The sequence below is a fragment of the Burkholderia sp. CCA53 genome (assembly GCF_001685525.1).
Classification (GTDB): domain Bacteria; phylum Pseudomonadota; class Gammaproteobacteria; order Burkholderiales; family Burkholderiaceae; genus Burkholderia; species Burkholderia multivorans.
In genome coordinates this window covers 3,142,660-3,167,601 of sequence record NZ_BDDJ01000001.1, presented here as the reverse complement: position 1 = coordinate 3,167,601, position 24,942 = coordinate 3,142,660, and the positions used below count along the sequence as shown (strand labels likewise).

Sequence of the window (24,942 nt, the reverse complement as noted above, 5' to 3'; positions counted from 1 at the left end):
GGCGGCGCAGCGCCGCCTTACAATATCGGCTTACCCAGAGGCGCTCAACATGTCGTTTTCCCGAAGCGCAGCCGATCCGGCTGACACCCTGCCCGACCTCGCCGCGACGCTCGCCGCGCCTGACGCCCACGCGTTCCTGCGGCTCGGCGACGCGTTTCATACGCGGCTGCCGGCCGCACCGCTCGCGGCGCCGTACGTGGTCGGTTTTTCCGACGAAGTCGCGCGCCTGCTCGGGCTGCCCGCGTCGCTCGCCGCGCAGCCGGGCTTCGCCGAGCTGTTCGCCGGCAATCCGACGCGCGACTGGCCCGCCGAGGCGCTGCCCTACGCGTCCGTGTACTCCGGCCATCAGTTCGGCGTCTGGGCCGGCCAGCTCGGCGACGGCCGCGCGCTGACGATCGGCGAATTGCCCGGCACGGACGGGCGCCGCTACGAGCTGCAGCTCAAAGGCAGCGGCCGCACGCCGTATTCGCGGATGGGCGACGGCCGCGCGGTGCTGCGCTCGTCGATCCGCGAATTCCTGTGCTCCGAAGCGATGCACCACCTCGGCATCCCGACCACGCGCGCGCTGACCGTGATCGGCTCCGACCAGCCGGTCGTGCGCGAGGAAATCGAGACGGCGGCCGTCGTTACGCGCGTGTCGGAGAGCTTCGTGCGCTTCGGCCATTTCGAGCACTTCTTCTCGAACAATCGCCCCGATCTGCTGCGCGCGCTCGCCGATCACGTGATCGACCGCTTCTATCCGGCCTGCCGCGACGCCGACGATCCCTATCTCGCGCTGCTCGAAGCCGCGACGCGGCGCACGGCCGAGCTCGTCGCGCAATGGCAGGCCGTCGGGTTCTGCCACGGCGTGATGAACACCGACAACATGTCGATCCTCGGCGTGACGATCGACTACGGCCCGTTCGGCTTCGTCGACGCGTTCGACGCGAACCACATCTGCAACCACTCGGATACGGGCGGCCGCTATGCGTACCGGATGCAGCCGCGCATCGCGCACTGGAACTGCTACTGCCTCGCGCAGGCGCTGCTGCCGCTGATCGGGCTGCAGCACGGCATCGCCGACGACGACGCGCGCGCGGAACGCGCGGTCGACGATGCGCAGGCCGTGCTCGCGACCTTCCCCGAGCGTTTCGGTCCCGCGCTCGAGCGCGCGATGCGCGCGAAGCTCGGCCTCGAACTCGAACGCGACGGCGACGCGGCGCTCGCGAATCAGCTGCTCGAGACGATGCATGCGAGTCGTGCCGACTTCACGCTGACGTTTCGCCGGCTCGCGCAGCTGTCGAAACACGACGCGAGCCGCGACGCGCCCGTGCGCGACCTGTTCATCGACCGCGAGGCATTCGACGCATGGGCGAACCTCTACCGTGCGCGGCTGTCGGAGGAAACGCGCGACGATGCAGCGCGCGCGGCCGCGATGAACCGCGTGAACCCGAAATACGTGCTGCGCAACCATCTGGCCGAACTCGCGATCCGGCGCGCGAAGGAGAAGGACTTTTCCGAAGTCGAACGGCTCGCGCAGGTGCTGCGCCGCCCGTTCGACGAACAGCCGGAACATGAATCGTACGCGGCGTTGCCGCCCGACTGGGCCGGGTCGCTCGAAGTGAGCTGCTCGTCGTAACCCGTGCGTATCGACCGACCGATCAGGAGAACCCCCACATGTCCCAAGATTCCGACGACAAGACCTATCCGTACCGGAAGGACGACGCGGAACTGCGGCGCCGCCTCACGCCGCTGCAGTACGAGGTCACGCAGCACGCGGCCACCGAGCGCGCGTTCACCGGCGAATACACCGACAAGGAAGACGACGGCATCTACAAGTGCGTCGTCTGCGACACGCCGCTGTTCGAGTCCGGCGCGAAATTCCATTCGGGCTGCGGCTGGCCCAGCTACTTCAAGCCGCTCAACGGCGAGGTGATCGACGAGAAGATCGATTACTCGCACGGAATGGTGCGCGTCGAAGTGCGCTGCAATCATTGCGGCGCCCACCTCGGCCACGTGTTCGAGGACGGCCCGCGCGACAAGACCGGTTTGCGCTACTGCATCAATTCGGCTGCGTTAAACTTCGAGTCCCGACCCGAAAACGACTGAGCGGCGCCGGGCGAACCGGCCGGCAGCCACGACGCTGCCGCAGTTCGCGACGGCGGCGCCTGGCGGGTCCCTACAACGGTGAAAGGCCGCGCATGCGGCCTTTTCACGCAGCCGCGAGCGCCATGAAATTCCTGTTCGATCTGTTTCCGATCATCCTGTTTTTCGCCGCCTTCAAGGTCTGGGGCATCTTCACCGCCACCGCCGTCGCGATCGCCGCGACGCTGGCCCAGGTCGCCTGGGTCGCCTTCCGCCATCGCAAGGTCGACACGATGCTGTGGGTCAGCCTCGGCGTGATCGTCGTCTTCGGCGGCGCCACCCTCGTCCTGCACGACGAGAAATTCATTCAATGGAAACCGACTGTGCTGTACTGGCTGTTTGCGATCGGGCTGCTCGCCGCGCGCTATGCGTTCGGCAACAACCTGATCGAGAAGATGATGGGCAAGCAGCTCACGCTGCCGCACCCGGTGTGGGACAAGCTGAACGTCGCGTGGGCGCTGTTCTTCGCGGTGCTCGGCGTCGCGAACCTGTACGTGGTGCACAACTTCACCGAATCGCAATGGGTGAACTTCAAGCTGTTCGGCACGACCGGCGCCATGGTCGTGTTCATCATTCTGCAGAGCCTGTGGCTCACGAAGTACCTGAAGGACGAGTGACATGACCGACGCGTTTCTCCATGCGTCGCCCGACGCGCGCATCGCGCTGATCGAGGCGCGCCTCACCGCGGCGCTCGCGCCCGTGTCGCTGGCCGTACGCGACGACAGCGCGCAGCATGCGGGCCACGCCGGCGCGGCGGCGGGCGGCCACTATACGGTCACGATCGTATCGGCCGCGTTCGCCGGCAAGTCGCGCGTCGCGCGGCACCGGCTGGTGTATGATGCGCTCGCCGATGCGATGCAGCGCGGCATTCATGCGCTCGCGATCGTGGCTTACACGCCCGAAGAATTCGACGAATCTTCAATCCAGCATTAGGAATTCCCGATGATCCTGAAATCCCCCCGCCTGTGGTTCGCGGCGGCTGCTTTCGCAGCGGCGCCGGCCTTTGCCCAGAACATCGCCGTCGTCAACGGCACGCCGATTCCGAAGTCGCGCGCCGACGCGATGGTCGCGCAACTCGTGCAGCAAGGCCAGACCGATAGCCCGCAGCTGCAGCAGGCCGTGCGCCAGGAACTCGTGAACCGCGAAATCCTGATGCAGGAAGCGATTCGCGAAGGCATCCCGAATCGCCCGGACGTGAAGGCACAGGTCGCGGTCGCGCAGCAGACGGTCGTGCTGCGCGCGATGATCGAGAACTTCCTGAAGAAGAACCAGCCGACCGACGCCGAAGTGAAAGCGCGCTACGACGAGCTCGTGAAGACGGCCGGCGGCAACCGCGAATATCACCTGCACCACATCCTCGTCGACAGCGAGCAGCAGGCGAAGGACCTGATCGCGAAGATCAAGGGCGGCGCGAAGTTCGAGGATCTCGCGAAGCAGTATTCGAAGGATCCGGGCTCGGGCAAGAATGGCGGCGACCTCGACTGGTCGGACCCGAAGGCGTACGTGCCGGAATTCGCGGCAGCCGCGCAGAAGCTGCAGAAAGGCCAGATGACGGACGAGCCCGTGAAGACGCAGTTCGGCTGGCACATCATCCGCGTCGACGACATCCGCGATGTCGCACCGCCGCCGTTCGCGCAGGTGAAGGCGCAGATCGCGCAGCAGCTCGTGCAGCAGAAGCTGCAGACGTTCGAGGAAACGCTGCGTCAGCAGGCGAAGATCCAGTAACGTCGCCGACGCTGCACCAAAGAGAAAGGCCGCTTCGAGCGGCCTTTTTTGTTGCGTGTGACCCGTCCTGAAATAGGTTGACACTTTTTCGCCGAGACGAAGAGGTGGCAAGTGGAACAAGGGATCAAGCGGACGCAGCGGGACTACAGCTTGGCTTTTAAGCTATCGGTGGTGGCCCAAGTCGAAAAAGGCGAGCTGACGTATAAAGAGGCGCAGCGGCGCTACGGCATCCAAGGACGCTCGACCGTGCTGGTATGGTTACGTAAGCACGGCTTGCAGGATTGGGCCGATCCATCCGGCCGTGCGCGATCGGGTTCTACTATGTCAAAGCAAGACGCCAAGCCGCTCACGCCGGAGCAGCGCATCAAGGAATTGGAAACGCAGCTGCGAGAGGCACAGGAGAAAGCTGCGTTGTTCGAGGCCGTGCTCGACGTGATGCGCAAGGACTACGGGATCACCGTAAAAAAGCCTTCGGGCAGGTCGTCGCGCAAAAGCGGATCAAAAAGCTGAGCGTCGAACGAGCCTGCCGCTACATGGGCATCAGCCGGCAAGCGTATTACAAGCGATGTCGCAGCGAGGAACGCCGCAGCACGCAAGCCGAAGTCGTGACGACGCTGGTGCGCGATATACGGCTGCGCCAACCGAGACTCGGGGCACGAAAGCTGCACCATCTGCTCGGGCCTGTCTTGGGTGAGCGCGGCATCAAGCTCGGGCGAGATCGATTGTTCGATGTGCTGCGCGCCGCGCGCCTGTTGGTCGTGCCACACCGGGCGTACCACAAGACGACGCAGAGCCATCATCGCTTCCGGCGACATCCGAATCTGCTTAAACCCGGGCCGGATCAGGTCGTGCCGACTGGGCCCGAACAAGTGTGGGTGGCCGACATCACCTATCTGCCCACGGCTGGCCCGTTCGTGTACCTGAGCCTGATTACCGATGCGTTCTCGCGCAAGATCGTCGGTCATCACGTTCACGACAGCCTACAGACCGAACAGGTCAGTCAGGCGCTGAAGAAGGCGTTGCGCACGCGCCAGACCAGCCAGCCCTTGATCCATCATTCCGATCGTGGGATCCAGTACTGCTCGACCTACTATCAGGACATCCATCGGCGTCACGGCTTGCGCTGTTCGATGACGGACGGCTACGACTGCTATCAAAATGCGCTGGCCGAGCGGGTCAACGGCATCCTCAAGGGTGAGTTCTTGCTGCAGCGTCCTGCTGACCTCGAGCAGGCCACCAAGATGGTCGAACAGTCCGTGCGCACCTACAACCACGAGCGGCCACATGCTGCCCTGAAATACAAAACGCCCGATGCGGTGCATCGGGCGTTCTAGCGTACGGATACTGTCAACCTATTCTAGGACTTGACAGTGCGCGCGAAGCGCGAACGCGGCGCGCGGCAGATCGCAGCACGGCGGCGCTGCTCAGTGCTGCGCCTGCTCCGGATAGAACGCGTCGTGATAGCGGACGATGCCCGCGCGGTGCGGCGCGGCATCGTCGAGCGTCAGCGCCAGAAAATGCGTGGCCGGCGCGTCGGGAAACACGAGTTCGGCGCACGGCGCGAAGCCGAAGCGCGCATAGTAGGCGGGATCGCCGAGCACGACACAGCCCTGCGCGCCGCGACGGCGCAATGCGTCGAGCGCCGTGCGCACGAGGCCGGCGCCGACGCTGCGCCGCCGGCAATCGGCCCGTACCGCGAGCGGTGCGAGCCCGTACCAGCGCGAATCGCCGGCCGCTGCGCCGCCGATCGATACCGGCGAACAGGCGACATGCCCGATCACGCGGCCGTCGCGCTCCGCAACGAGCGACACGGCGAGCGCGCGATCCGCGCGCAGCGCGTCGACGATCCGCCGTTCGAACTGCCCGTGCTCCGGTTCGCCCGCGAACGCGGACACGATCACGTCCGCGATCGCGTCGACGTCGGACGCGCGCTCGTCGCGCAGCGTGACGACTTCGACGGGTGCGTACGGATCGAACGACACGGCGTCAGCCGATCCAGCGGCGCGCGTTGCGGAACACGCGCATCCACGGGCTCGCTTCGCCCCAGCCTTCCGGATGCCAGCTCATCGTGACCGTGCGATGCACGCGTTCCATGTGCGGCATCAGCACCGTGAAGCGGCCGTCGGCCGTCGTGACCGACGTGATGCCGGCCGGCGACCCGTTCGGGTTGAACGGATAGCGTTCGGTCGCCTCGCCGCGATGATCGACGTAGCGCATCGCGACCGCGACGCGCTCGATGTCGCCCTGCTGCGAGAAGTCCGCATAGCCTTCGCCGTGCGCGACCGCGACCGGAATCCGCGACCCTTCCATCCCCGTGAAGAAGATCGACGGCGACTTCTCGACTTCGACGAACGAGAAGCGCGCTTCGAACTGCTCGGACTTGTTGCGCGTGAACTTCGGCCATGCGTCGGCGCCCGGAATCATCGACGAGAGGCTCGACAGCATCTGGCAGCCGTTGCAGATCCCGAGCGCGAACGTGTCGGGACGTGCAAAGAACGCGGAGAACATGTCGGCCAGCTTCGCGTTGAAGCGGATCGTCTTGGCCCAGCCTTCGCCGGCGCCAAGCACGTCGCCGTACGAGAAGCCGCCGCACGCGACCGCGCCCGCGAAATCGGCAAGCGTCGCGCGGCCGGCGAGCAGATCGCTCATGTGGACGTCGTGCGCATCGAAGCCCGCGCGATCGAACGCGTAGGCGGTTTCGAGATGCGAGTTCACGCCCTGCTCGCGCAGGATCGCGACGCGCGGGCGCGCGCCCGTCGCGATGAACGGCGCGGCGACGTCTTCTTCCGGATCGAAGCCGAGCACCGGCGAGATGCCCGGATCGGCCGCATCGAGCAGCGCGTCGTATTCGGCATCCGCACACGCCGGGTTGTCGCGCAGGCGCGCGATGCGCCAGCTGACTTCGCCCCATGCGCGATGCAGCTCGGTGCGCGGCGCATCGAAAATCTTCTTCGCGTCGCGGTACACCTCGATCACGTCGCGGTCGTTGGCCGTGCCGATCACGTGCGAGCACGTCGACAGCCCGAATTCGCGCAGCGCGCCGAGCACCGCGTCGCGGTCGGCCGCACGCACCTGCACGACGGCGCCCAGTTCCTCGTTGAACAGTGCGCGCAGCGTGCGGTCGTCGCGACGTCCGCTCGTCTGCTTCGCCCAGTCCTTCGCGTCGCCGTAGTCCGATTCGTGGTTCGCGTCGAGCGTCAGCATGTCGACGTTCAGCGACACGCCGGCGCGCCCCGCGAACGCCATTTCGCAGACCGTCGCCCACAGCCCGCCGTCCGAGCGGTCGTGGTACGCGAGCAGCTTGCCCTGCGCGTTCAGCGACTGGATCGCGTCGAAGAAGCGCTTCAGGTCCTGCGGATCGTCGACGTCCGGCGTCGTGTCGCCGACCTGCTGCGTGACCTGCGCGAAGATGCTGCCGCCCATGCGGTTCTTGCCGCGACCGAGGTCGATCGCGATCAGCACGCTGTCGCCGGCGTCGGCGACGCGGCGCAGCTGCGGCGTCAGATGACGGCGCACGTCCTCGACCGGCGCGAACGCGGAGATGATCAGCGACACCGGCGCGACGACTTCCTTCGCGACGCCCTGCTCCTCCCACTTCGTCTTCATCGACAGCGAGTCCTTGCCGACCGGGATGCCGATGCCGAGCGCCGGGCACAGCTCCATGCCGATCGCCTTCACCGTGTCGAACAGCGCGGCGTCCTCGCCCGGCGTGCCGCATGCGGCCATCCAGTTCGCCGACAGCTTGAGCTTGTCGAGCGACGCGATCGGCGCGCTCGCGATGTTCGTGATCGCCTCGCCGACCGCCATGCGGCCCGACGCGGGCGCATCGATCACGGCGAGCGGCGTGCGCTCGGCCATCGTCATCGCCTCGCCGCGGAAGCCCGCGTAGTCGAGCGCGGTGATCGCGCAGTCGGCGACCGGCACCTGCCACGGGCCGACCATCTGGTCGCGCACCGACGTGCCGCCGACCGTACGGTCGCCGATCGTGATCAGGAACGACTTGCTCGCAACCGTCGGATGCTTGAGCACGTCGACCGCGACCGCGGACAGCGCGATGCCCGTCACGTCGACCGGTGCGCGCTCGGTATGCACGCGCGTGACGTCGCGGTGCATGCGCGGCGGCTTGCCGAGCAGGACCTCCATCGGCATGTCGACCGGGTACGCATCCGCGCCGGTCGCCTGCTCGTCGAAGAGTTGCAGCTGGAGTTCGTCGGTCGCGACGCCGACCACCGAGAACGGGCAGCGCTCGCGCGCGCAGATCGCCTCGAAGCGCGGCAGGTCGGCCGGCGCGATCGCGAGCACGTAGCGCTCCTGCGCTTCGTTCGACCAGATCTCGCGCGGCGACAGGCCCGACTCCTCCAGTGCGATCTTGCGCAACTCGAAGCGCGCGCCCTTGCCCGCGCCGTCGACGATCTCGGGGAACGCGTTCGACAGGCCGCCCGCACCCACGTCGTGGATGCTGAGGATCGGGTTTTCCGCGCCGAGCTGCCAGCAGCCGTTGATCACTTCCTGCGCGCGCCGCTCGATTTCCGGATTGCCGCGCTGGACCGAGTCGAAGTCGAGTTCGGCCGTGTTCGCGCCGGTCGCCATCGAGCTCGCGGCGCCGCCGCCCATCCCGATCCGCATGCCGGGGCCGCCGATCTGGATCAGCAGCGAACCGGCCGGCACGTCGTGCTTGTGCGTGTGCTGATCGGCGATGTTGCCGAGGCCGCCCGCGATCATGATCGGCTTGTGATAGCCGCGCACGGTGCCGCCGACGTTCTGTTCGTACACGCGGAAATAGCCGCCGAGGTTCGGGCGGCCGAATTCGTTGTTGAACGCGGCGCCGCCGAGCGGGCCGTCGATCATGATCTGCAGCGGCGACGCGATGCGGTCCGGACGGCCGTACGGGCCGTGCTGCTCGTTCGGATTGCGCTGCGCGAGCGGCTGCGCGGCGTCGCGCGCGTTTTCCCACACCTGGCGCGCGCCCGGCAGATCGAGGTTCGATACCGTGAAGCCCGTCAGGCCCGCCTTCGGCCGCGCACCGCGGCCCGTCGCGCCTTCGTCGCGGATCTCGCCGCCCGCGCCGGTCGCCGCGCCCGGGAACGGCGAGATCGCCGTCGGGTGGTTGTGCGTCTCGACCTTCATCAGCGTGTGCGTAAGCTCCGTGTGGCGGCCGTAGCGCTCGCCCGGCTCGCCGGCCGCGCCCGCGCCGCGCGGGAACCAGCGCTCGGCTTCGGCGCCCATCATGATCGACGAGTTGTCCGAATACGCGACGATCGTGCCTTGCGGGCTCAGCTTCTCGGTGTTGCGGATCATCGCGAACAGCGACATGTCCTGCGCTTCGCCGTCGATCGTCCACTGCGCGTTGAAGATCTTGTGACGGCAGTGCTCGCTGTTCGCCTGCGCGAACATCATCAGCTCGACGTCGGTCGGATTGCGCTCGAGCTTGCGGAACGCATCGACGAGGTAGTCGATTTCGTCTTCGGCGAGCGCGAGGCCCAGCTCGACGTTCGCGCGCTCGAGCGCGCCGCGGCCGGCGCCGAGCACGTCGACCGTCGTCAGCGGCTTGGCCGGCAGTTCGTCGAACAGGTGTTTCGCATCGTCGCGCGCGGCCACCACGCTTTCGGTCATCCGGTCATGCAGCGCGGCCGCGACCGCGGCGCGCGCGTCGTCGGACAGCGCCTTCTTGCCGCCGAGCAGGCCCGACTTCAGCGTGACCGTGAACTCGATGCCGCGCTCGATGCGGCGCACGTGCGTGAGGCCGCAGTGCTGCGCGATGTCGGTCGCCTTGCTGGCCCACGGCGACACCGTGCCGAAGCGCGGCAGCACGACGAAGGTCTCGAGCGTCCCTTTCTCGGCCGCCGGCTCGAACGGCGCGCCGTAGTGCATCAGCGCATCGATGCGCGCGCTGTCGTCGGCCGACAGCGGTTCGGCCGCGTTGACGAAATGCAGGTACTGGCCGCGCACCGCGACGATGTTGGCGTCGATTTGCCTGAGCGTGTCGAGCAGACGGGTTTGACGGAAATCGGAGAGGGCCGAAGCGCCGGGAAAACACGAGAAGTGAGCCATGGGCTGGACTGACGTCGATGAGTCGCGCTAGAGGGCGACATGGGGCGAAAGGAAGGCCGTAATTATACCCGTAAGTCGGTCGCCCAAGACCGCCCGTCGGGTGCGCCGCGTGCACCGCCGCGGTGCGCGTGCGGCCGCGCGGCGCCGTCCGGCGCGATTTTGGCGCTATCATTCGCGGTTCCCCGGGCCGCGGGCCCGTCACGCGAATTCTCACCGGGTGGCCGCGCGCCGCCCGTCATCGAAGCAATCCATGGATGTCATCGTCATCGGCGGCGGACTCACCGGCGTCGCCACCGCCTACCAGCTCCGGGCGGCCGATCATCGCGTCTGCGTGGTCGAACGCCACGCGACCGTCGCGCAGGGCGCGACCTACGGCGACGGCGGCGCGCTACTGCCGAGCCCGCTCGACGTCTGGTTCGGGCCGACCTTCATGCACGCGCGCCAGCCGCGCGACAGCGGCATCGTGTACAAGCCCGGTTTCGACGGCGCCGTGCGCCGCTTCGCGAAGCGGCTCGCCGCGTTGCGCGAGCCCGACGCGTTCGTCGCGCAGTATGCGCGGCTGCGCCCGCTGATCGACGCGGCGCGCGAGGCGGTCGCCGACATCGAGAACCGCTTCCGGCTCGAGTTCGAGCAGAAGACGGGCATCCTGCACGTCGTGCGCGACGCGCGCGACTGGGACGCACTGCAGCCGGCGCTGGCGCTGCTGCCCACGCTCGATCAGCCGCACCGGACGCTGAGCGCCGACGCCTGCGCCGCACTCGAACCGTCGGTGCGCGCCGAGCCGGATTTCGCCGGCGGCGTGCTGCTCGAAACCGAGCGCACCGGCAACTGCCCGCTGTTCGCGAAGCTCGTCAAGCAGACGCTCGACGAGCACGGCGTGCAGTTCCGCTTCGGCGCCGACGTCGCGGCGATTCGCGTCGACGCGGGCCGCGCGGCGGTCGAACTCGCGCCGCCGCGCGGCGACCGGCGCGCCGCGCACGCGCGCGAAGTCGACGTGATTTCGGCCGACGCGGTCGTGGTCGCCGCCGGCACCGGCAGCATCGCGCTGCTCGAGCGGCTCGGCTGGCGGCTGCCGCTGCATCCGATCCGCATGCACACGCTGAGCGCGCCGATCGCGTACGAAGAGTACGCGCCGCATCTGAGCATCGTCGATTCGGTCAAGCGGATCGCGATCACGCGGATCCAGCAGCGGCTGCGAATCGGCGGCGGCGCGGTGCTGCAGCGCGCCGCCGATCTCGCAAAGCCGCTCGCCGAACCGCTCGCCGAAGCCGCGCTCGCGCTGCTCGGCCAGGCCGCGCACGACTGGGTGCCGGGCGCCGCGAAGATTTCGGCCGCGTTGTCGTGGCAGGGTGCGCAGCTGCTGTCGCCGGACGGGCTGCCGGTCGTCGGTCCGACCCCGCATCCGCGCGTATTCGTCAATATGGGCCACGGGCCGGCCGGTTGGGCGCTCGCCTGCGGGTCTGCTAAAGTGGTGACCGACTATCTCGGCGGCAACGTGCAGCACTGGCCCGCCGACACGCTCGCCGCGCTGCGCGCCGAGCGCTTCACGACCTGACCGCCGCGCGACGCTTCGCGGCGGGTTCCCGATCCGTCGCCATGCCGCTCGCCCACCCGTTCCCCGATTCCGACCCGATCGCGCTGCTGCGCGTCGCCGATCTGCGCGCCGCCGAAACGGCCGCGGCCGCCGCCCTGCCCGCGCATACGCTGATGGACCGCGCCGGCACCGCCGCCGCGCACTGGCTCGCCGCGCGCACCGGCGGCAGCGGCCGTCCGGTCTGGTTCGCCGTCGGCCCGGGCAACAACGGCGGCGACGCACTCGTCGCGGCTGCGCGGCTGCAGCAGCTCGGCGTCGCCGTGCACGCGTGGATGCCGGTGCCCGTCAAGCCCGACGACGCGCAATGGGCACTCGGCGTCGCACGCGCGGCCGGCGTGCCGATGGCGGCCGAGCCGCCCGCGTCGCTGGACGGCTATGCGTGGGTCGTCGACGGGCTGTTCGGCATCGGGCTCGGCCGCGCGCTCGACGGCGTCTTCGCTGCGCAGGCCGCACGCATCGCCGAGCATGCGCGACGCGGCGGCGCGGTGCTCGCGCTCGACGTGCCGAGCGGGCTCGACAGCGATACGGGGCAGATCGTCGGCGGCGGTGCGGCCGTCGTCGCGACGCACACGCTCACCTTCATCGGCGCGAAGCCGGGCCTGTACATGGTCGAGGGTCGCGATCTGGCCGGCGAAATCGACATCGCGTCGCTCGACCTCGCGCCGCCCGCCTCGCCGGCGATCGTGCTGAACGCGCCCGCACGGTTTGCACACGCGCTGCCCGCGCGCGCATTCGCGTCGCACAAGGGCACGTTCGGCAGCCTCGCCGTGCTCGGCGGCGACACCGGCATGTGCGGCGCGCCGATCCTCGCCGCGCGCGCCGCGCTGTTCGCGGGCGCGGGCAAGGTGCATGTCGGCTTGCTCGGCGCCGGCGCGCCGCCTTACGATCCGCCGTTCCCGGAGCTGATGCTGCATCCTGCCGACACGCTCGAACTCGGCGCGATGACCGCGATCGCAGCCGGGTGCGGGCTCGGCACGCGCGACGCCGCGGCCACGCTCGTACGCGACGCGCTCGCACACGATGCCGCCGCGCTGCTCGACGCCGATGCGCTGAACCTCGTCGCCGCGCACGCGGATCTCGCCGCGGCCGTCGCCGCGCGCGGCGCCCGCGGCCGCGCGTGCGTGCTGACGCCGCATCCGCTCGAAGCGGCGCGGCTGCTCGGCAGCGACACGCGCGCGGTGCAGCGCGACCGCCTCGCGGCCGCACAGGCGCTTGCCGCGCGCTACGCGAGCATCGTCGTGCTGAAAGGCGCGGGCACGGTCATCGCCGCGCCCGACGGCCGGCTCGCGGTGAATCCGACCGGCAATGCGGCGCTCGCGACGGGCGGCACGGGCGACGTGCTCGGCGGCCTGATCGGCGCGCTGCTGGCGCAGCGCGTCGCGCCGTACGAAGCGGCGCTCGCCGGCGTCTATCTGCACGGGCTCGCCGCCGACACGCTGACCGCGGCCGGCACCGGGCCGGTGGGGCTGACTGCCGGCGAGCTGGCGCCGACGGTGCGCACGCTGATCAATCGCCTTTTTCGTTCGTCGCCGCGCGCCGACGCATAACGCCGCTATACTGACTGCCCCGCCGCACGGCGGGCCCTCGTCCGCCGGCCGTCCGATCCCGACGCGCCGGCGCGGCATTCCTCCCGATTCACGCTTCACACGAACCGCCATGACGCTGAATTCGCTCCCCGCCTGGACTGCCCTTCAATCCCACTTCGAACAGATCCGTCACGCGCGTCTGCGCGACTGGTTTGCGCCGCAGAACGACCCCGCGCCGACGCGCGCCGAGCGCTTCACGTTCTCGGGCGGCGGTCTCACGGCCGACTTCTCGAAGAACCGCATCACCGACGAAACGCTGCGCCTGCTCGTGCAGCTCGCGCGCGAAGCGCGCGTCGAAGCGCGTCGCGACGCGATGTTCGCCGGCGAGATCGTGAACCCGACCGAAGGCCGCGCGGCGCTGCACACCGCGCTGCGCGCGACCGATCCGCACGCGCCCTTCCATGCGCAGGTGAGCGCGGAGCGCGCGAAGATGGCGACGTTCGCGCGCGCGGTGCGCAGCGGCACGTGGACGGGCCACACGGGCAAGCGGATCCGCCACGTGATCAACATCGGCATCGGCGGTTCCGACCTCGGGCCGAAAATGGTCACGCACGCGCTGCGCCACGTCGCGACGCGCGACATCTCGATGCATTTCGTGTCGAACGTCGACGGCGCCGATCTCGCGCGCGTGCTCGAGCAGGTCGATCCGGAAGAAACGCTCGCGATCGTCGTGTCGAAGACGTTCACGACGCTCGAGACGATGACGAACGCGCGCTCGCTGCGCGACTGGTTCGTCGCGAAGGGCTGCCCCGAGGATGCGCTCGCGAAGCACTTCGTCGGCGTTTCGGCGAATCCGGGCGAGGTCGTGAAATTCGGGATCGCCGCCGACAACGTGTTCGAAATGTGGGACTGGGTCGGCGGCCGCTACTCGCTGTGGTCGGCGGTCGGCCTGTCGATCATGATCGCGATCGGCCCCGAGCAGTTCGACGAACTGCTCGCCGGCGCGAACGACATGGACCGCCATTTCCGCGAAGCGCCGCTCGAACGCAACCTGCCGGTGCTGCTCGGCTTGATCGGCATCTGGTATCGGAACTTCTTCGGCTCGCAGAGCTATCTCGTCGCGCCGTATTCGGAAGCGCTGCACTATCTGCCGTCGTATCTGCAGCAGCTCGAGATGGAAAGCAACGGCAAGTCGGCGCGCCTCGACGGCCGCTTCGTCGACTATCCGACCGCCGCCGTCACGTGGGGCGAACCGGGCACGAACGGTCAGCACGCGTTCTTCCAGATGCTGCATCAGGGGCCGACGATCGTACCGATCGACTTCATCGCGGTGCTGACGCCCGAGCATCCGCTTGCAAGTCACCATCCGAAGCTGCTCGCGAACTGCTTCGCGCAGAGCGAGGCGCTGATGCTCGGCCGCACGCTCGAGGAAGCGCGCAAGGTCGCCGGCCCCGGCAAGGAAGATCTCGCGCCGCACCTGACCTTCCCCGGCAACCGCCCGACGACGACGCTGCTCGTCGACGCGCTGACGCCGCGCGCGCTCGGCGCGCTGATCGCGCTCTACGAGCACAAGGTGCTCGTGCAGGCGACCGTGTGGGACATCAATCCGTTCGATCAGTGGGGCGTCGAGCTCGGCAAGATTCTCGGCAAGGTCGTCGAGGCCGATCTGGCGGCCGACGCGGTCGATACCGCGAAGCACGACTCGTCGACGACCGCGCTGATCGCGCGCGCACGCGCGGCGCTCAAGCGCTGACGCGCGCCGCCGCGGCCGCGTGCGGACGCTGTCGCACGCGGCCCGGCGACCGAGCCGTCGCGCGCTGCGCCGCGTCATGCGGCGCCATGCGGCGTTATGGCGCCTTATGCCGCGTGCGACGCGACGATGCGCCCGGCATCGAGCGTGACTGTCGTCGCACAGCGGCGCGCCAGCTCGGGATCGTGCGTGACGAGCACGAGCGTCGCGCCGTGCGTGCGGTTCAGTTCGAACATGAGGTCGATCACTGCGTGGCCGGTCGCCGCGTCGAGACTGCCGGTCGGCTCGTCCGCGAACAGGATGGCCGGGCGCGTGACGAAGGCGCGCGCGAGCGCGACGCGCTGCTGCTCGCCGCCCGACAGCAGTTTCGGATAATGCGCGGTCCGCTCGGCGAGGCCGACCTGCGCGAGCAGCGCCCGTGCGCGCTCCGCCGCGTCGCGCGTGCCGATCCCGCCTTGCAGTTCGAGCGGCAGCATCACGTTTTCGAGCGCAGTCAGATGCGGCATCAGCTGGAACGACTGGAACACGAAGCCGACCGAGCCGTTGCGCAATGCGGCGCGCGCGTCCTCGTCGAGTTGGTCGAGTGCGCGGCCGAGCAGCCGAACCGTGCCGCTCGTTGCGCTGTCCAATCCCGCAAGCAGGCCGAGCAGCGTCGATTTGCCCGACCCCGACGCACCGACGATCGCGAGGCTGCTGCCGGGCCGCACGGCGAGCGAAATGCCGTCGAGGATCGTCAGCTCGCCCGTCGCGTCGGCGACCCGCTTGCACACGTCATGCACTTCGATGATCGGATCGGTAATCTTGAACATGGACAGGACACTTCGCTGGAAAAGACGCGCGGCGCTCGTCGCGCTGCTGGGCGGCACGCTGGCCGCGACGGGATTCGCTCGCGCCGCCGCAACGCCGGCCGCGACCTCGACCACGGGACAGCCGGTGATCGCCGTACTCGGCGACAGCCTCTCGGCCGAATACGGGCTGCCGCGCGACACGGGCTGGGTCGCGCTGCTGCGGCAACGGCTCGCGACGGAGCGAATCGATTATAGCGTCGCGAATGCGAGCGTCAGCGGCGACACCACGAGCGGCGGCCGTGCACGGCTGCCGGCCGTGCTGCAGCGGCTCAAGCCCTCGATCGTCGTCGTCGAGCTCGGCGCGAACGACGCACTGCGCGGCGTGCCGCTCGCGACGACCGAGCGCAATCTGCGCGACATCGTCGCCGATGCGCGGCGCGCGCACGCCAAAGTCGTGCTGGTCGGCATGTACGTGCCGTCGAATTACGGCCCCGACTACACGCAGAAGTTCCATGCGGTCTATACGCGGCTGTCGAAGGAACTCGACGTGCCGCTCGTCCCGTTCCTGCTTGCCGGCATCGAGAACAAGCCCGACATGTTCCAGTCCGACCAGATCCATCCGACGCAGCAGGCGCAGCGCGTGCTGCTCGACAACGTGTGGCCGACGCTGAAGCCGCTGCTCGGCAAGCCGCGCGGCTGAAGCGTTCGCCCCAATGAAAAATCCCTGCCGGCGCGATGCCGGACAGGGATCGGAATGCAGCTCGCGCCGCGCTGCCGCCGGGCGGCGCACGACGCACATCGGGTTGCGCGCGAAACGACGCTCAGTCGGCGCTCAGTCGTCGTTGCCCTGCGACTGGCTCGCGGTCGAACCGTACAGCTTGACCTTCGAGCGATCGCGCAGCGCGGTGAGATACGCTTCGCCTTCGCTCTGCGCCTCGACCTGCGCCATCTGCTGCTGCGCGGCCGCCAGCTGCTGCGGATCGACGGCCGAACCGGGGATCACCGCGTTCACGCGATAGATCGCATAGCCCTCCGCACCGAGATCGACGCCGACATAGGCGGGCAGTGTCTTCGGATCGACTTTGTAGACGGCACTCAGCGCGGCCGGGCTCAGGCCCTGCGATTGCGTGCGCGAGATCTTCTGCGCGGCCGCGAAGCCTTCGGTCGACTTCGACTTCTGCAGTTCCGCGAGCTTCGCCGCGCCGTCCTTCTTCGCGAGTTCGGCAGCCTGCTCGGCGACGACCTTCTGGCGCACGGCGTCCTTGATCGCGTCGAGTGCGGGCACGGCGGCCGGCTTGTAGTCGGTCACGCGCGCCGAGATCAGCGTGTTGTTGCCGACATCGATCGCCTGCGTGTTGTTGTGCGCCTTCACCGAGTCGTTCGCGAACACCGCCGCGAGGAACTTCGCGTTGTTCAGCGGGCTCGTGGCCGGCAGTTGCGGATTCGGCGTCGGCGTGACGGTCGCCGTCTGGATCGTCAGCTTGTACTTGTCGGCGGCCGGCTGCAGGCTCTTCGCCTTCTCGTAGACGGTCGACGTGAAGCCTTCCGCGTTGTCCGAGAATGCCTTCGCCGCGTATTGCTGCTTCAGGGTCGCGGCGATTTCGTCCTTCACTTCCGCGAACGGCTTGACGATCGACGGCTTCACGTCGGTCGCCTTCAGGATGTGGAAGCCGAGATCGGACTGCACGACGCCGCTGATCTCGCCTTGCTTCAGCGCGAACGCCGCGTCGTCGAATGCCTTGCCGCCCGCGGTCGAGCCGCGCGTGATGAAGCCGAGATCGCCGCCCTTCGCCGCCGACGGCGCGTCCTGCGAGTTCTTCTCGGCGATCTGCGCGAACTGGTCCGGGTGCGCCTTCACGTCGGCGAGCAGTTGCTCGGCCTTCGCCTTCGCGGCCGCCTTGTCCGCGGCGCTCGCGTCGCTCGCCGCCGCGATGAAGATGTGGCTCACGCGAACCTGCGCTTCGGTGCGGAAGTGCGTCGGGTTGTCGTCGTAGAACTTCTTGATGTCCGCGTCGGTCGGCTGCGCGCTCGCGGCGGCCGCGGCCGGCGAATAGACGAGATACTCGATCGTCGCCGTCTCGGGCGTCGCGAACTGCTGCTTGTGCGCGTCGTAGTACGCGGCGAGCTGTGCGTCGGTCGGCTGGACCTTCGACGCATAGTCGCTCGTCTTCAGCACGAGCGCCTGCACTTCGCGCTGCTGCGCGGCGAGCTCCGACAGCCGCTGCGCGAGGCTCTTCGGCGTAAACGCGCTCGACACGATGCTCGCCGGAATCTGCTGCAGCGCGAGGCTGTAGCGCACGCGCTCCTGATACTGCTCGGGCGTCATGCCCTGGAACGACATCAGCTGCGCATAGCGCTCGACGTCGATCGAGCCGTCGGGCTTCTTCAGCGACGCGATCATCGGGTCGCTCAGCAGCGCTTCGCGCACGGCGTTATCCGAGGCCGTCAGATGCAGACGCTGCGTTTCATCGGCGAGCACGCGCTGCTGGATCAGGCCGTCGAGCACCTGCTTGCGGTGTTCCGGCGTATCGAACGCCTTGATGTCGAACTGAGCGCCGAGCGCCTGACGCGCCTGATCGATCTGCTGACGAAACGCGCCGTCGAATTCGACGCGCGTGATCTTGTGCCCGTTGACCGCCGCGACGTTCGCGCTTTCGTCGAAGAAGCCGCGGAAACCTTGGATCCCGACGAAACCCAGCCCCGGCAATACGATCAGGAGCAGGAGCGCCATCATCAGGCGCTGGTGATTACGGAAGAAATCGAGCATGCGTGACGGGGTGTATTGGACAAAACGCCCGATATTACAACAGTGGGCGGGAAAAAAGGCGAACCGGCAGGACAGCGCGCCGCCGCGGGGCGCCGCCGGCTCGTCGCGGCGCACGGTCCGCGCGCCGCAATCTGCCCGCTGCGGGCAGGCTCGCCGCGATATGTCCCTTGTCCCAAGTACGGCGAAAACGCCGCGCGGGCGGGCCGCCGCCGCGACGCATCGCCGCGCGGCCCCGCCCGACCACCGCCTTACGCGACGTCGGCCTGCGCCGCTTCGACGCTTCGTTGCGCATGCACCGGCTCGAGCGGGCGCATCAGGCCGACGGCGACCATCGCGATCAGCCCCGGCACGGCGATGGCCAGGAAGTTCTGCTGAAGCGGCAGCGCCTGACTGACCAGCAAGCCGATCACGATCGGCGCGAGAATGGCGCCGCTGCGCCCGACGCCGGACGCCCAGCCGATCCCGGTCGATTTGGCGGCCATCGGGTAGAACTGCCCGGCGAACGCATAGGTGACGATCTGCGTGCCGATCGTCGATGCGCCGGCGAGGCCGACCAGCACGAACAGCACGGGCTCGGGCACCTTCACGCCGAGCAGGCCGATTGACACGGCCGCGAGCCCATACATCGCGACCAGCACGTGCTTCATGTTGAAGCGGTCGGCCAGCCAGCCGCCGCCGATCGCGCCGATCATCGCGCCGAAATTCAGCACGAGCACGAACGTCAATGCCGAGCCGAGGCTGTAGCCCGCGCCGGCCATCAGCTTCGTCAGCCACGAACTCAGCGCATAGACCATGAACAGGCACATGAAAAAGGCGACCCACAGCATCACGGTGCTGAAGCCGCGTCCATCGGCAAACAGGCTGCGAATGCCCGGCGCGTCGCCCTTCTCCTGGCCCGAGATCGAAAAGCTGTCGCCCTGTTGCGGCCGATACCCAGGCTCGATGCGCGACAGCACGCGCCCGACGGTCTCGGTGCGCCCCTTGCGGATCAGAAAACTCATCGATTCGGGCATGTACGCGAGAATCGCGGGCACGAGCAGCACCGGCAAACCCGCCGCGATGAACACCGACTGCCAGCCGTAACGGGCGATCATCGCCTTGCCGACCAGCGCGGCCAGCATGCCGCCCACCGAGTAGCCGCTGAACATCAGCGTGACCAGCGTGCTGCGGATGCGGCGCGGCGAGAATTCGGTCATCTGCGCGACGACGTTGGGCATCACGCCGCCGATGCCGAGGCCGGCGAGAAAACGCGCGATGCAGAACGTGACCGGCTCGTGAGCGACGCCCGCCGCCGCGGTAAAAATACTGAACAGCAGAATGCAGATGACGATCGCACGCACGCGGCCGATGCGATCGGCGATCGTGCCGAGAAACACGGCGCCCAGCATCATGCCGAACAGCGCCGAGCTGACCATCAAGCCGGCGCCGGTCGGACCGACCTTCATCTCGGCCATGATCGACGGCAGCGCGATGCCGACCACCGCGAGGTCATAGCCGTCGAAAATGATGATCAGCGCGCACCAGAACAGGATGCCGGCATGAAACCGGCCAAACCGCGCGCCGTCGGACAATTGGCATACGTCGATATTTCGCATTCGGGTCTCCATTTAAACCTGAGGTTCTCGTGCCGAATGCGGCGATCCGGCACGCGTCCAGTTGTATTGCTTGTTTTTGTGTGGCCCCGTCGCGCTCGCGTGGGGCTGTGCCGGCTTTGCCGGATTGCTGTGTCGCTGCTGTCGATACACACGGGCTGCCCGGCAGAACGCGAGCCTGCGCACGTTCTGCGCCGCGTTCAAAACATGTGCCGGATGCCCGCCATCACGCCGAGTTGACCGACACCTGCGGCGGGCGTCGTGCCGCCGCCGCCGGAACTCAGGCTGTAACGCGCGTGGGCGCTATTCCACAGATATGAACCCTGCAGATAGGCGGCCGTGGCCTTCGACAGGAAATACGTTCCGCGCAGCGTCGTCATCGTCGCTCGCGTGTTCTGCTCGCGATTGACGATGCGGAACGCTTCGCCGTCGAGCACCGCCGCAGGCGTCACCTGATACGCGGCGCCGACGAAGAACAGGTCCGAGCACACATCGGGCACCGACGGCGACACGGTCTCGACGTGACGTCCGACCCAGCCGGCGCCGAGTTTTACCGGGCCGATATTTCCGTATCCGCTGACCTGCATGCGGATGTCCTTGTCGCCCTCGCTGGTCAGTGCCAGCGGCGCCGCGCCGTTGAAAAAGTTCGCGGCCGCGCCCGCGCCGCCGCGCTGTTCGTCGTAGGCAGCCGACACGCCGAACGTCTGCGTGTCGTACTTGATCATCGCGCTCCACTGGCGGCACTGCGTGAAATGCCCCGCCACCGAACCCGCGCAGGTGCCCTGCCCCGGCGAATTGCCGGTGCCGGCGGAATCCCGGCCGAACGAGTACATCGCGCCGAGCGTCAAGCCTCGAAACGTGCCCATGTACGCGATCGCGTTGTCGCTGCGGGCGTTCGGAATATACGCGTCGAGCGACGCGCTGCCGTAGATGTCCGGGCCGAGGATGTCCGAGTCCGTCAGCCCCCAGAACGTCATCGAGTACTGACGTCCGAAAGACAGCTTGCCCCACGGCCCTTGCAGCCCGACCCACGCCTGACGGCCGAACAGTCTGCCACCCTGACCGAGATCGCCGCCGCGCGGATTGAAGCCGCTTTCGAGCTGAAACACCGTCTTCAATCCGCCGCCGAGTTCCTCGCTGCCGCGCAGCCCCCACCGCGACGGCAGCTCGCCGGTGATGCCCGGCATGCGGACCAGTCTGTCGCCTGCCGCATTCGCATGCGTGACATACTCGATGCCCGTATCGATGACGCCGTATAACGTCACACTGCTTTGCGCGAACGCGGGCATGCTCAGCACGCCCAGTCCACCGACCACCCACTTCGCAAGCTTCATCGGTCTCCACTCCATGTTGAATTATTCTGATTCTTCGGACATCGCTTATATATAAAAAGCATGCCTAATCATTGTCCGCATGATTGCGTCTGGACTTGTTTCGTTCGGCCGGTTTTCCGGCACGACGACGCAATGCGGGATGTCATGCACGGCCGAACAGCCTCGCCCGCGCACGACCCATCGAAAGTTAAAGTAAAGCGGAGCAAGCGTCCAATACCGACGCGATCTGCATTCATACCTGGCAGGCATCGGTGTACGGGCCGATTGTCGTATACCCGGATGGTGATTGCGGCACGCAGCTTTGGGTCAACGTCCTTCGTCGGCAGCCTGTCGTGAGGCTGGAACCGCATCGCGGATGCTCTCGATGATTACTTCGGCGTACCGAATATAAATACCGCGGCAATGCGTACTGCGATTACGTTCGTCGACTCGCGTTGCGCATCGGCAACCGGAAGCACAAACGAAGAAGCCCGCACGAGGCGGGCTTCTTCGTTTGTTTGGCAAAGCGGACGGGACTCGCCTACATCCTGCAGGCCGCGGATGCGCGTGCACGCGCATCCCTTCGAGCCCCGCCGGAAGCCGCGCAGGCGGCTTCCTCCGCTCCCCAGTCGCGCGCCCGCAAGCGGGCGCAACCCGACAGCACAAATGAAAAAGCCCGCGCAAGGCGGGCTTCTTCATTTGTTTGGCGGAGCGGACGGGACTCGCCTACATCCTGCAGGCCGCGGATGCGCGTGCACGCGCATCCCTTCGAGCCCCGCCGGAAGCCGCGCAGGCGGCTTCCTCCGCTCCCCAGTCGCGCGCCCGCAAGCGGGCGCAACCCGACAGCACAAATGAAAAAGCCCGCGCAAGGCGGGCTTCTTCATTTGTTTGGCGGAGCGGACGGGACTCGAACCCGCGACCCCCGGCGTGACAGGCCGGTATTCTAACCGACTGAACTACCGCTCCTTGGTCTTGCCGAACCGGGAAACTGGTGGGTGCTGAGGGGATCGAACCCCCGACCTACGCCTTGTAAGGGCGCCGCTCTACCAGCTGAGCTAAGCACCCGTTTCCGATTCGATCTGGCTGCGATCTGCGTTTCAGCATCAACAACCAGCGAGCCTGCGATTCTAATTCATCCCCGAATACTTTGCTAGCCCCGAGCACGATTTTTTCGTCAGCCGACGCACACGCTCCCGACGACGCACATAAAAAAACCCGCGGACACGCCGCGGGTTTCGTGAACAACCGTCAGGACGGTGTTCCGGTCAGTGCTTGACGACCTCGGTCGAGCCGGCATCCTTCGACGCATCGGCTACCGGCGCCGACGAAGCCTTCGCTTCCTCTTCCGGCGGCAGCGGTGTCGGCAGACGTTCGAGCGCGAGTTCCAGCACCTTGTCGATCCAGCGGACCGGCACGATCTCGATCGCGTTCTTCACGTTGTCCGGAATCTCGGCGAGATCCTTCACGTTCTCTTCCGGGATCAGCACGAGCTTGATGCCGCCGCGATGCGCCGCGAGCAGCTTCTCCTTCAGCCCGCCGATCGGCAGCACTTCGCCGCGCAGCGTGATTTCACCCGTCATCGCGACATCGGCACGCACCGGGATACCGGTCAGCACCGACACCAGCGCCGTCGTCATCGCTCCGCCGGCGGACGGACCGTCCTTCGGCGTCGCACCTTCCGGCACGTGGATGTGGATATCCTGCTTCTCGAACGCTTCGTCCTTGATGCCCAGACGCCGGGAACGCGACCGCACGACCGAACGCGCTGCCTCGACCGACTCCTTCATCACGTCGCCGAGCGAACCGGTGCGAATCACGTTGCCCTTGCCCGGCATCACCGCGGCTTCGATCGTCAGCAGATCGCCGCCGACTTCCGTCCACGCGAGGCCCGTCACCTGACCGACCTGGTTTTCCTTCGCCGCGAGGCCGAAGTCGTACTTGCGCACGCCGAGGAACGTGTCGAGGTTGTCGCCGTCGACCTTGATCGCGCCCGATGCCTTCTTCAGCAGCAGCATCTTCACGACCTTGCGGCAGATCTTCGACACTTCGCGCTCGAGCGAACGCACACCGGCTTCGCGCGTGTAGTAGCGGATGATGTCGCGGATCGCCTGCTCGGTGACCTCGATCTCGCCGTCCTTCAGACCGTTGTTCTTCTTCTGCTTCGGCAGCAGGTAACGCTGCGCGATGCTGACCTTCTCGTCTTCCGTGTAGCCGGACAGACGAATCACTTCCATCCGGTCGAGCAGCGGCGGCGGGATGTTCAGCGAGTTCGACGTCGCGACGAACATCACGTCCGACAGATCGAAGTCGACTTCGATGTAGTGGTCGGCGAACGTGTGGTTCTGTTCCGGATCGAGCACTTCGAGCAGCGCCGACGACGGATCGCCGCGGAAATCCATGCCCATCTTGTCGACTTCGTCGAGCAGGAAGAGCGGATTGCGCACGCCGACCTTCGCGAGGCTTTGCAGGATCTTGCCCGGCATCGAGCCGATATACGTGCGGCGGTGACCGCGGATCTCGGCTTCGTCACGCACGCCGCCGAGCGCCATCCGGACGAACTTGCGGTTCGTCGCACGGGCGATCGACTGGCCGAGCGAGGTCTTGCCGACGCCCGGCGGCCCGACGAGGCAGAGGATCGGCGCCTTCACCTTGTCGACGCGCTGCTGCACCGCGAGATACTCGAGGATCCGTTCCTTGACCTTCTCGAGGCCGTAGTGATCCTCGTCGAGCACCTGCTCGGCGTTCGACAGGTCGTTGTTGACCTTGCTCTTCTTGCGCCACGGCAGGCCGATCAGCGTGTCGATGTAGTTGCGCACGACGGTCGCTTCGGCCGACATCGGCGACATCAGCTTCAGCTTCTTCAGCTCGGCGTCGGCCTTCTTCTTGGCTTCCTTCGGCATGCGCGCGGCGTTGATGCGCTTCTCGAGCTCCTCGAGATCCGCACCCTCTTCGCCTTCGCCCAGCTCCTTCTGGATCGCCTTCACCTGTTCGTTCAGGTAGTACTCGCGCTGGCTCTTTTCCATCTGGCGCTTCACGCGCCCGCGGATGCGCTTTTCGACCTGCAGGATGTCGATCTCGGCTTCGAGCTGCGCGAGCAGGTGCTCGAGACGCTCGATGACCGGGAACATCTCGAGGATGTGCTGCTTCTGGTCGAGCTTCAGCGGCAGACGCTCGGCGATCATGTCGGCGAGACGGCCTGCTTCGTCGATGCCCGACAGCGACGTGAGGATCTCCGGCGGGATCTTCTTGTTCAGCTTCACGTACTGATCGAACTGCGACACGATCGCACGGCGCAGCGCTTCCGTTTCGGCGCTGTCCGCATGATCGGGCTCGAGCGGCATCACTTCGCAGGAGAACTGCGTCTCCTGTTCCTCGATCGACAATGCCTTCGCGCGCTGCAGCCCCTCGACGAGCACCTTCACGGTACCGTCCGGCAGCTTCAGCATCTGCAGGATGTTGGCAATACAACCGACTTCGTACATGTCCTTGTCGGTCGGTTCGTCCTTCGCCGCGGTCTTCTGGGCGACGAGCATGATGTGCTTGCCGCCTTCCATTGCTGCTTCGAGGGCCTTGATCGATTTCGGCCGGCCCACGAAGAGCGGAATCACCATGTGCGGGAAAACGACGACGTCCCGCAGCGGCAGCAGCGGGAGCGTGATGCGTTCCGGCGGGAGAAGTTGGGTGCCTGACATTTCATTTCCCCATGAGTGGA

17 protein-coding genes and 2 tRNA genes are annotated in these 24,942 nt (G+C 67.4%); 10 read left to right on the top strand and 9 right to left on the bottom strand.

Features of this window, described 5'->3' with window-relative positions; genetic code table 11:
* Positions 1 to 49: 49 nt before the first annotated feature.
* The 6 genes from BCR55_RS14680 (at position 50) to BCR55_RS14650 (ending at position 5,183) form a co-directional block, all read left to right on the top strand.
* Positions 50 to 1,618: a YdiU family protein gene (locus BCR55_RS14680; protein WP_059938350.1), complete on the top strand. Its 1,569-nt coding sequence runs from the start codon at positions 50 to 52 to the stop codon at positions 1,616 to 1,618.
* A 38-nt stretch (positions 1,619 to 1,656) separates the two neighbouring features.
* Entirely contained in the window at positions 1,657 to 2,088 is a 432-nt protein-coding gene (gene msrB, locus BCR55_RS14675; RefSeq protein ID WP_006407742.1) for a peptide-methionine (R)-S-oxide reductase MsrB, read from the top strand.
* Positions 2,089 to 2,210: 122 nt separating this feature from the next.
* Positions 2,211 to 2,741 carry a septation protein A gene (locus BCR55_RS14670; RefSeq protein ID WP_006402253.1) on the top strand — a complete coding sequence of 177 codons (531 nt, stop codon included), beginning with the start codon at positions 2,211 to 2,213 and terminating at the stop codon, positions 2,739 to 2,741.
* A gap of 1 nt (position 2,742) precedes the next feature.
* Entirely contained in the window at positions 2,743 to 3,057 is a 315-nt protein-coding gene (locus tag BCR55_RS14665; RefSeq protein WP_006402252.1) for a BolA family transcriptional regulator, read from the top strand.
* A gap of 9 nt (positions 3,058 to 3,066) precedes the next feature.
* Complete coding sequence (locus BCR55_RS14660; protein ID WP_006407741.1) at positions 3,067 to 3,849, top strand: peptidylprolyl isomerase; 783 nt, start codon at positions 3,067 to 3,069, stop codon at positions 3,847 to 3,849.
* 111 nt (positions 3,850 to 3,960) lie between these two features.
* Positions 3,961 to 5,183 (top strand): IS3 family transposase gene (locus tag BCR55_RS14650; protein ID WP_105775252.1). Its coding sequence is split into 2 segments (ribosomal slippage): positions 3,961 to 4,326 and positions 4,329 to 5,183, totalling 1,221 coding nucleotides; the frame shifts between segments, so codons are not numbered across the junction.
* 90 nt (positions 5,184 to 5,273) lie between these two features.
* Here the strand turns inward: BCR55_RS14650 and BCR55_RS14645 are convergent.
* Both BCR55_RS14645 and purL read right to left on the bottom strand, forming a co-directional pair.
* Positions 5,274 to 5,831, bottom strand: a complete 558-nt coding sequence (locus BCR55_RS14645) for a GNAT family N-acetyltransferase (RefSeq protein WP_053297167.1) — start codon at positions 5,829 to 5,831, stop codon at positions 5,274 to 5,276.
* A gap of 4 nt (positions 5,832 to 5,835) precedes the next feature.
* A complete protein-coding gene (gene purL / locus BCR55_RS14640; RefSeq protein WP_065494723.1) occupies positions 5,836 to 9,900 on the bottom strand; it encodes a phosphoribosylformylglycinamidine synthase in 4,065 nt (1,354 codons plus the stop codon).
* Between the two features lie 250 nt (positions 9,901 to 10,150).
* On the opposite strand from purL, the gene BCR55_RS14635 reads away from it, so the two are divergent.
* The 3 genes from BCR55_RS14635 to pgi all read left to right on the top strand — a co-directional run bounded on the left by BCR55_RS14635 (position 10,151) and on the right by pgi (position 14,773).
* Positions 10,151 to 11,455 carry an FAD-dependent oxidoreductase gene (locus BCR55_RS14635; protein ID WP_065494722.1) on the top strand — a complete coding sequence of 435 codons (1,305 nt, stop codon included), beginning with the start codon at positions 10,151 to 10,153 and terminating at the stop codon, positions 11,453 to 11,455.
* A gap of 41 nt (positions 11,456 to 11,496) precedes the next feature.
* The gene (locus tag BCR55_RS14630) at positions 11,497 to 13,041 is read left to right on the top strand and encodes an NAD(P)H-hydrate dehydratase (protein WP_059938361.1); all 1,545 of its coding nucleotides are present in this window, start codon (positions 11,497 to 11,499) and stop codon (positions 13,039 to 13,041) included.
* A 109-nt stretch (positions 13,042 to 13,150) separates the two neighbouring features.
* A complete protein-coding gene (gene pgi / locus BCR55_RS14625) occupies positions 13,151 to 14,773 on the top strand; it encodes a glucose-6-phosphate isomerase (RefSeq protein WP_059938364.1) in 1,623 nt (540 codons plus the stop codon).
* Between the two features lie 104 nt (positions 14,774 to 14,877).
* Here pgi and BCR55_RS14620 read toward each other — a convergent pair whose 3' ends face one another.
* On the bottom strand, positions 14,878 to 15,579 hold the full coding sequence (locus BCR55_RS14620) for an ABC transporter ATP-binding protein (RefSeq protein WP_006408398.1): 702 nt from the start codon (positions 15,577 to 15,579) through the stop codon (positions 14,878 to 14,880).
* Between BCR55_RS14620 and BCR55_RS14615 the strand changes: the two genes are divergently transcribed.
* The gene (locus tag BCR55_RS14615) at positions 15,578 to 16,258 is read left to right on the top strand and encodes an arylesterase (protein WP_006408397.1); all 681 of its coding nucleotides are present in this window, start codon (positions 15,578 to 15,580) and stop codon (positions 16,256 to 16,258) included. The genes BCR55_RS14620 and BCR55_RS14615 overlap by 2 nt on opposite strands.
* A gap of 132 nt (positions 16,259 to 16,390) precedes the next feature.
* Here the strand turns inward: BCR55_RS14615 and BCR55_RS14610 are convergent, their stop codons facing one another.
* The 6 genes from BCR55_RS14610 to lon form a co-directional block, all read right to left on the bottom strand.
* A complete protein-coding gene (locus BCR55_RS14610; protein WP_053297163.1) occupies positions 16,391 to 18,325 on the bottom strand; it encodes a SurA N-terminal domain-containing protein in 1,935 nt (644 codons plus the stop codon).
* A 248-nt stretch (positions 18,326 to 18,573) separates the two neighbouring features.
* Positions 18,574 to 19,920, bottom strand: a complete 1,347-nt coding sequence (locus tag BCR55_RS14605; protein WP_053297162.1) for an MFS transporter — start codon at positions 19,918 to 19,920, stop codon at positions 18,574 to 18,576.
* Positions 19,921 to 20,117: 197 nt separating this feature from the next.
* On the bottom strand, positions 20,118 to 21,251 hold the full coding sequence (locus tag BCR55_RS14600; RefSeq protein ID WP_053297161.1) for a porin: 1,134 nt from the start codon (positions 21,249 to 21,251) through the stop codon (positions 20,118 to 20,120).
* A gap of 868 nt (positions 21,252 to 22,119) precedes the next feature.
* Positions 22,120 to 22,196: transfer RNA gene (locus tag BCR55_RS14595), tRNA-Asp, on the bottom strand.
* Positions 22,197 to 22,219: 23 nt separating this feature from the next.
* Positions 22,220 to 22,295, bottom strand: a tRNA-Val gene (locus BCR55_RS14590).
* A gap of 200 nt (positions 22,296 to 22,495) precedes the next feature.
* Complete coding sequence (gene lon / locus BCR55_RS14585) at positions 22,496 to 24,922, bottom strand: endopeptidase La (RefSeq protein WP_006402240.1); 2,427 nt, start codon at positions 24,920 to 24,922, stop codon at positions 22,496 to 22,498.
* Between the last annotated feature and the right edge of the window lie 20 nt (positions 24,923 to 24,942).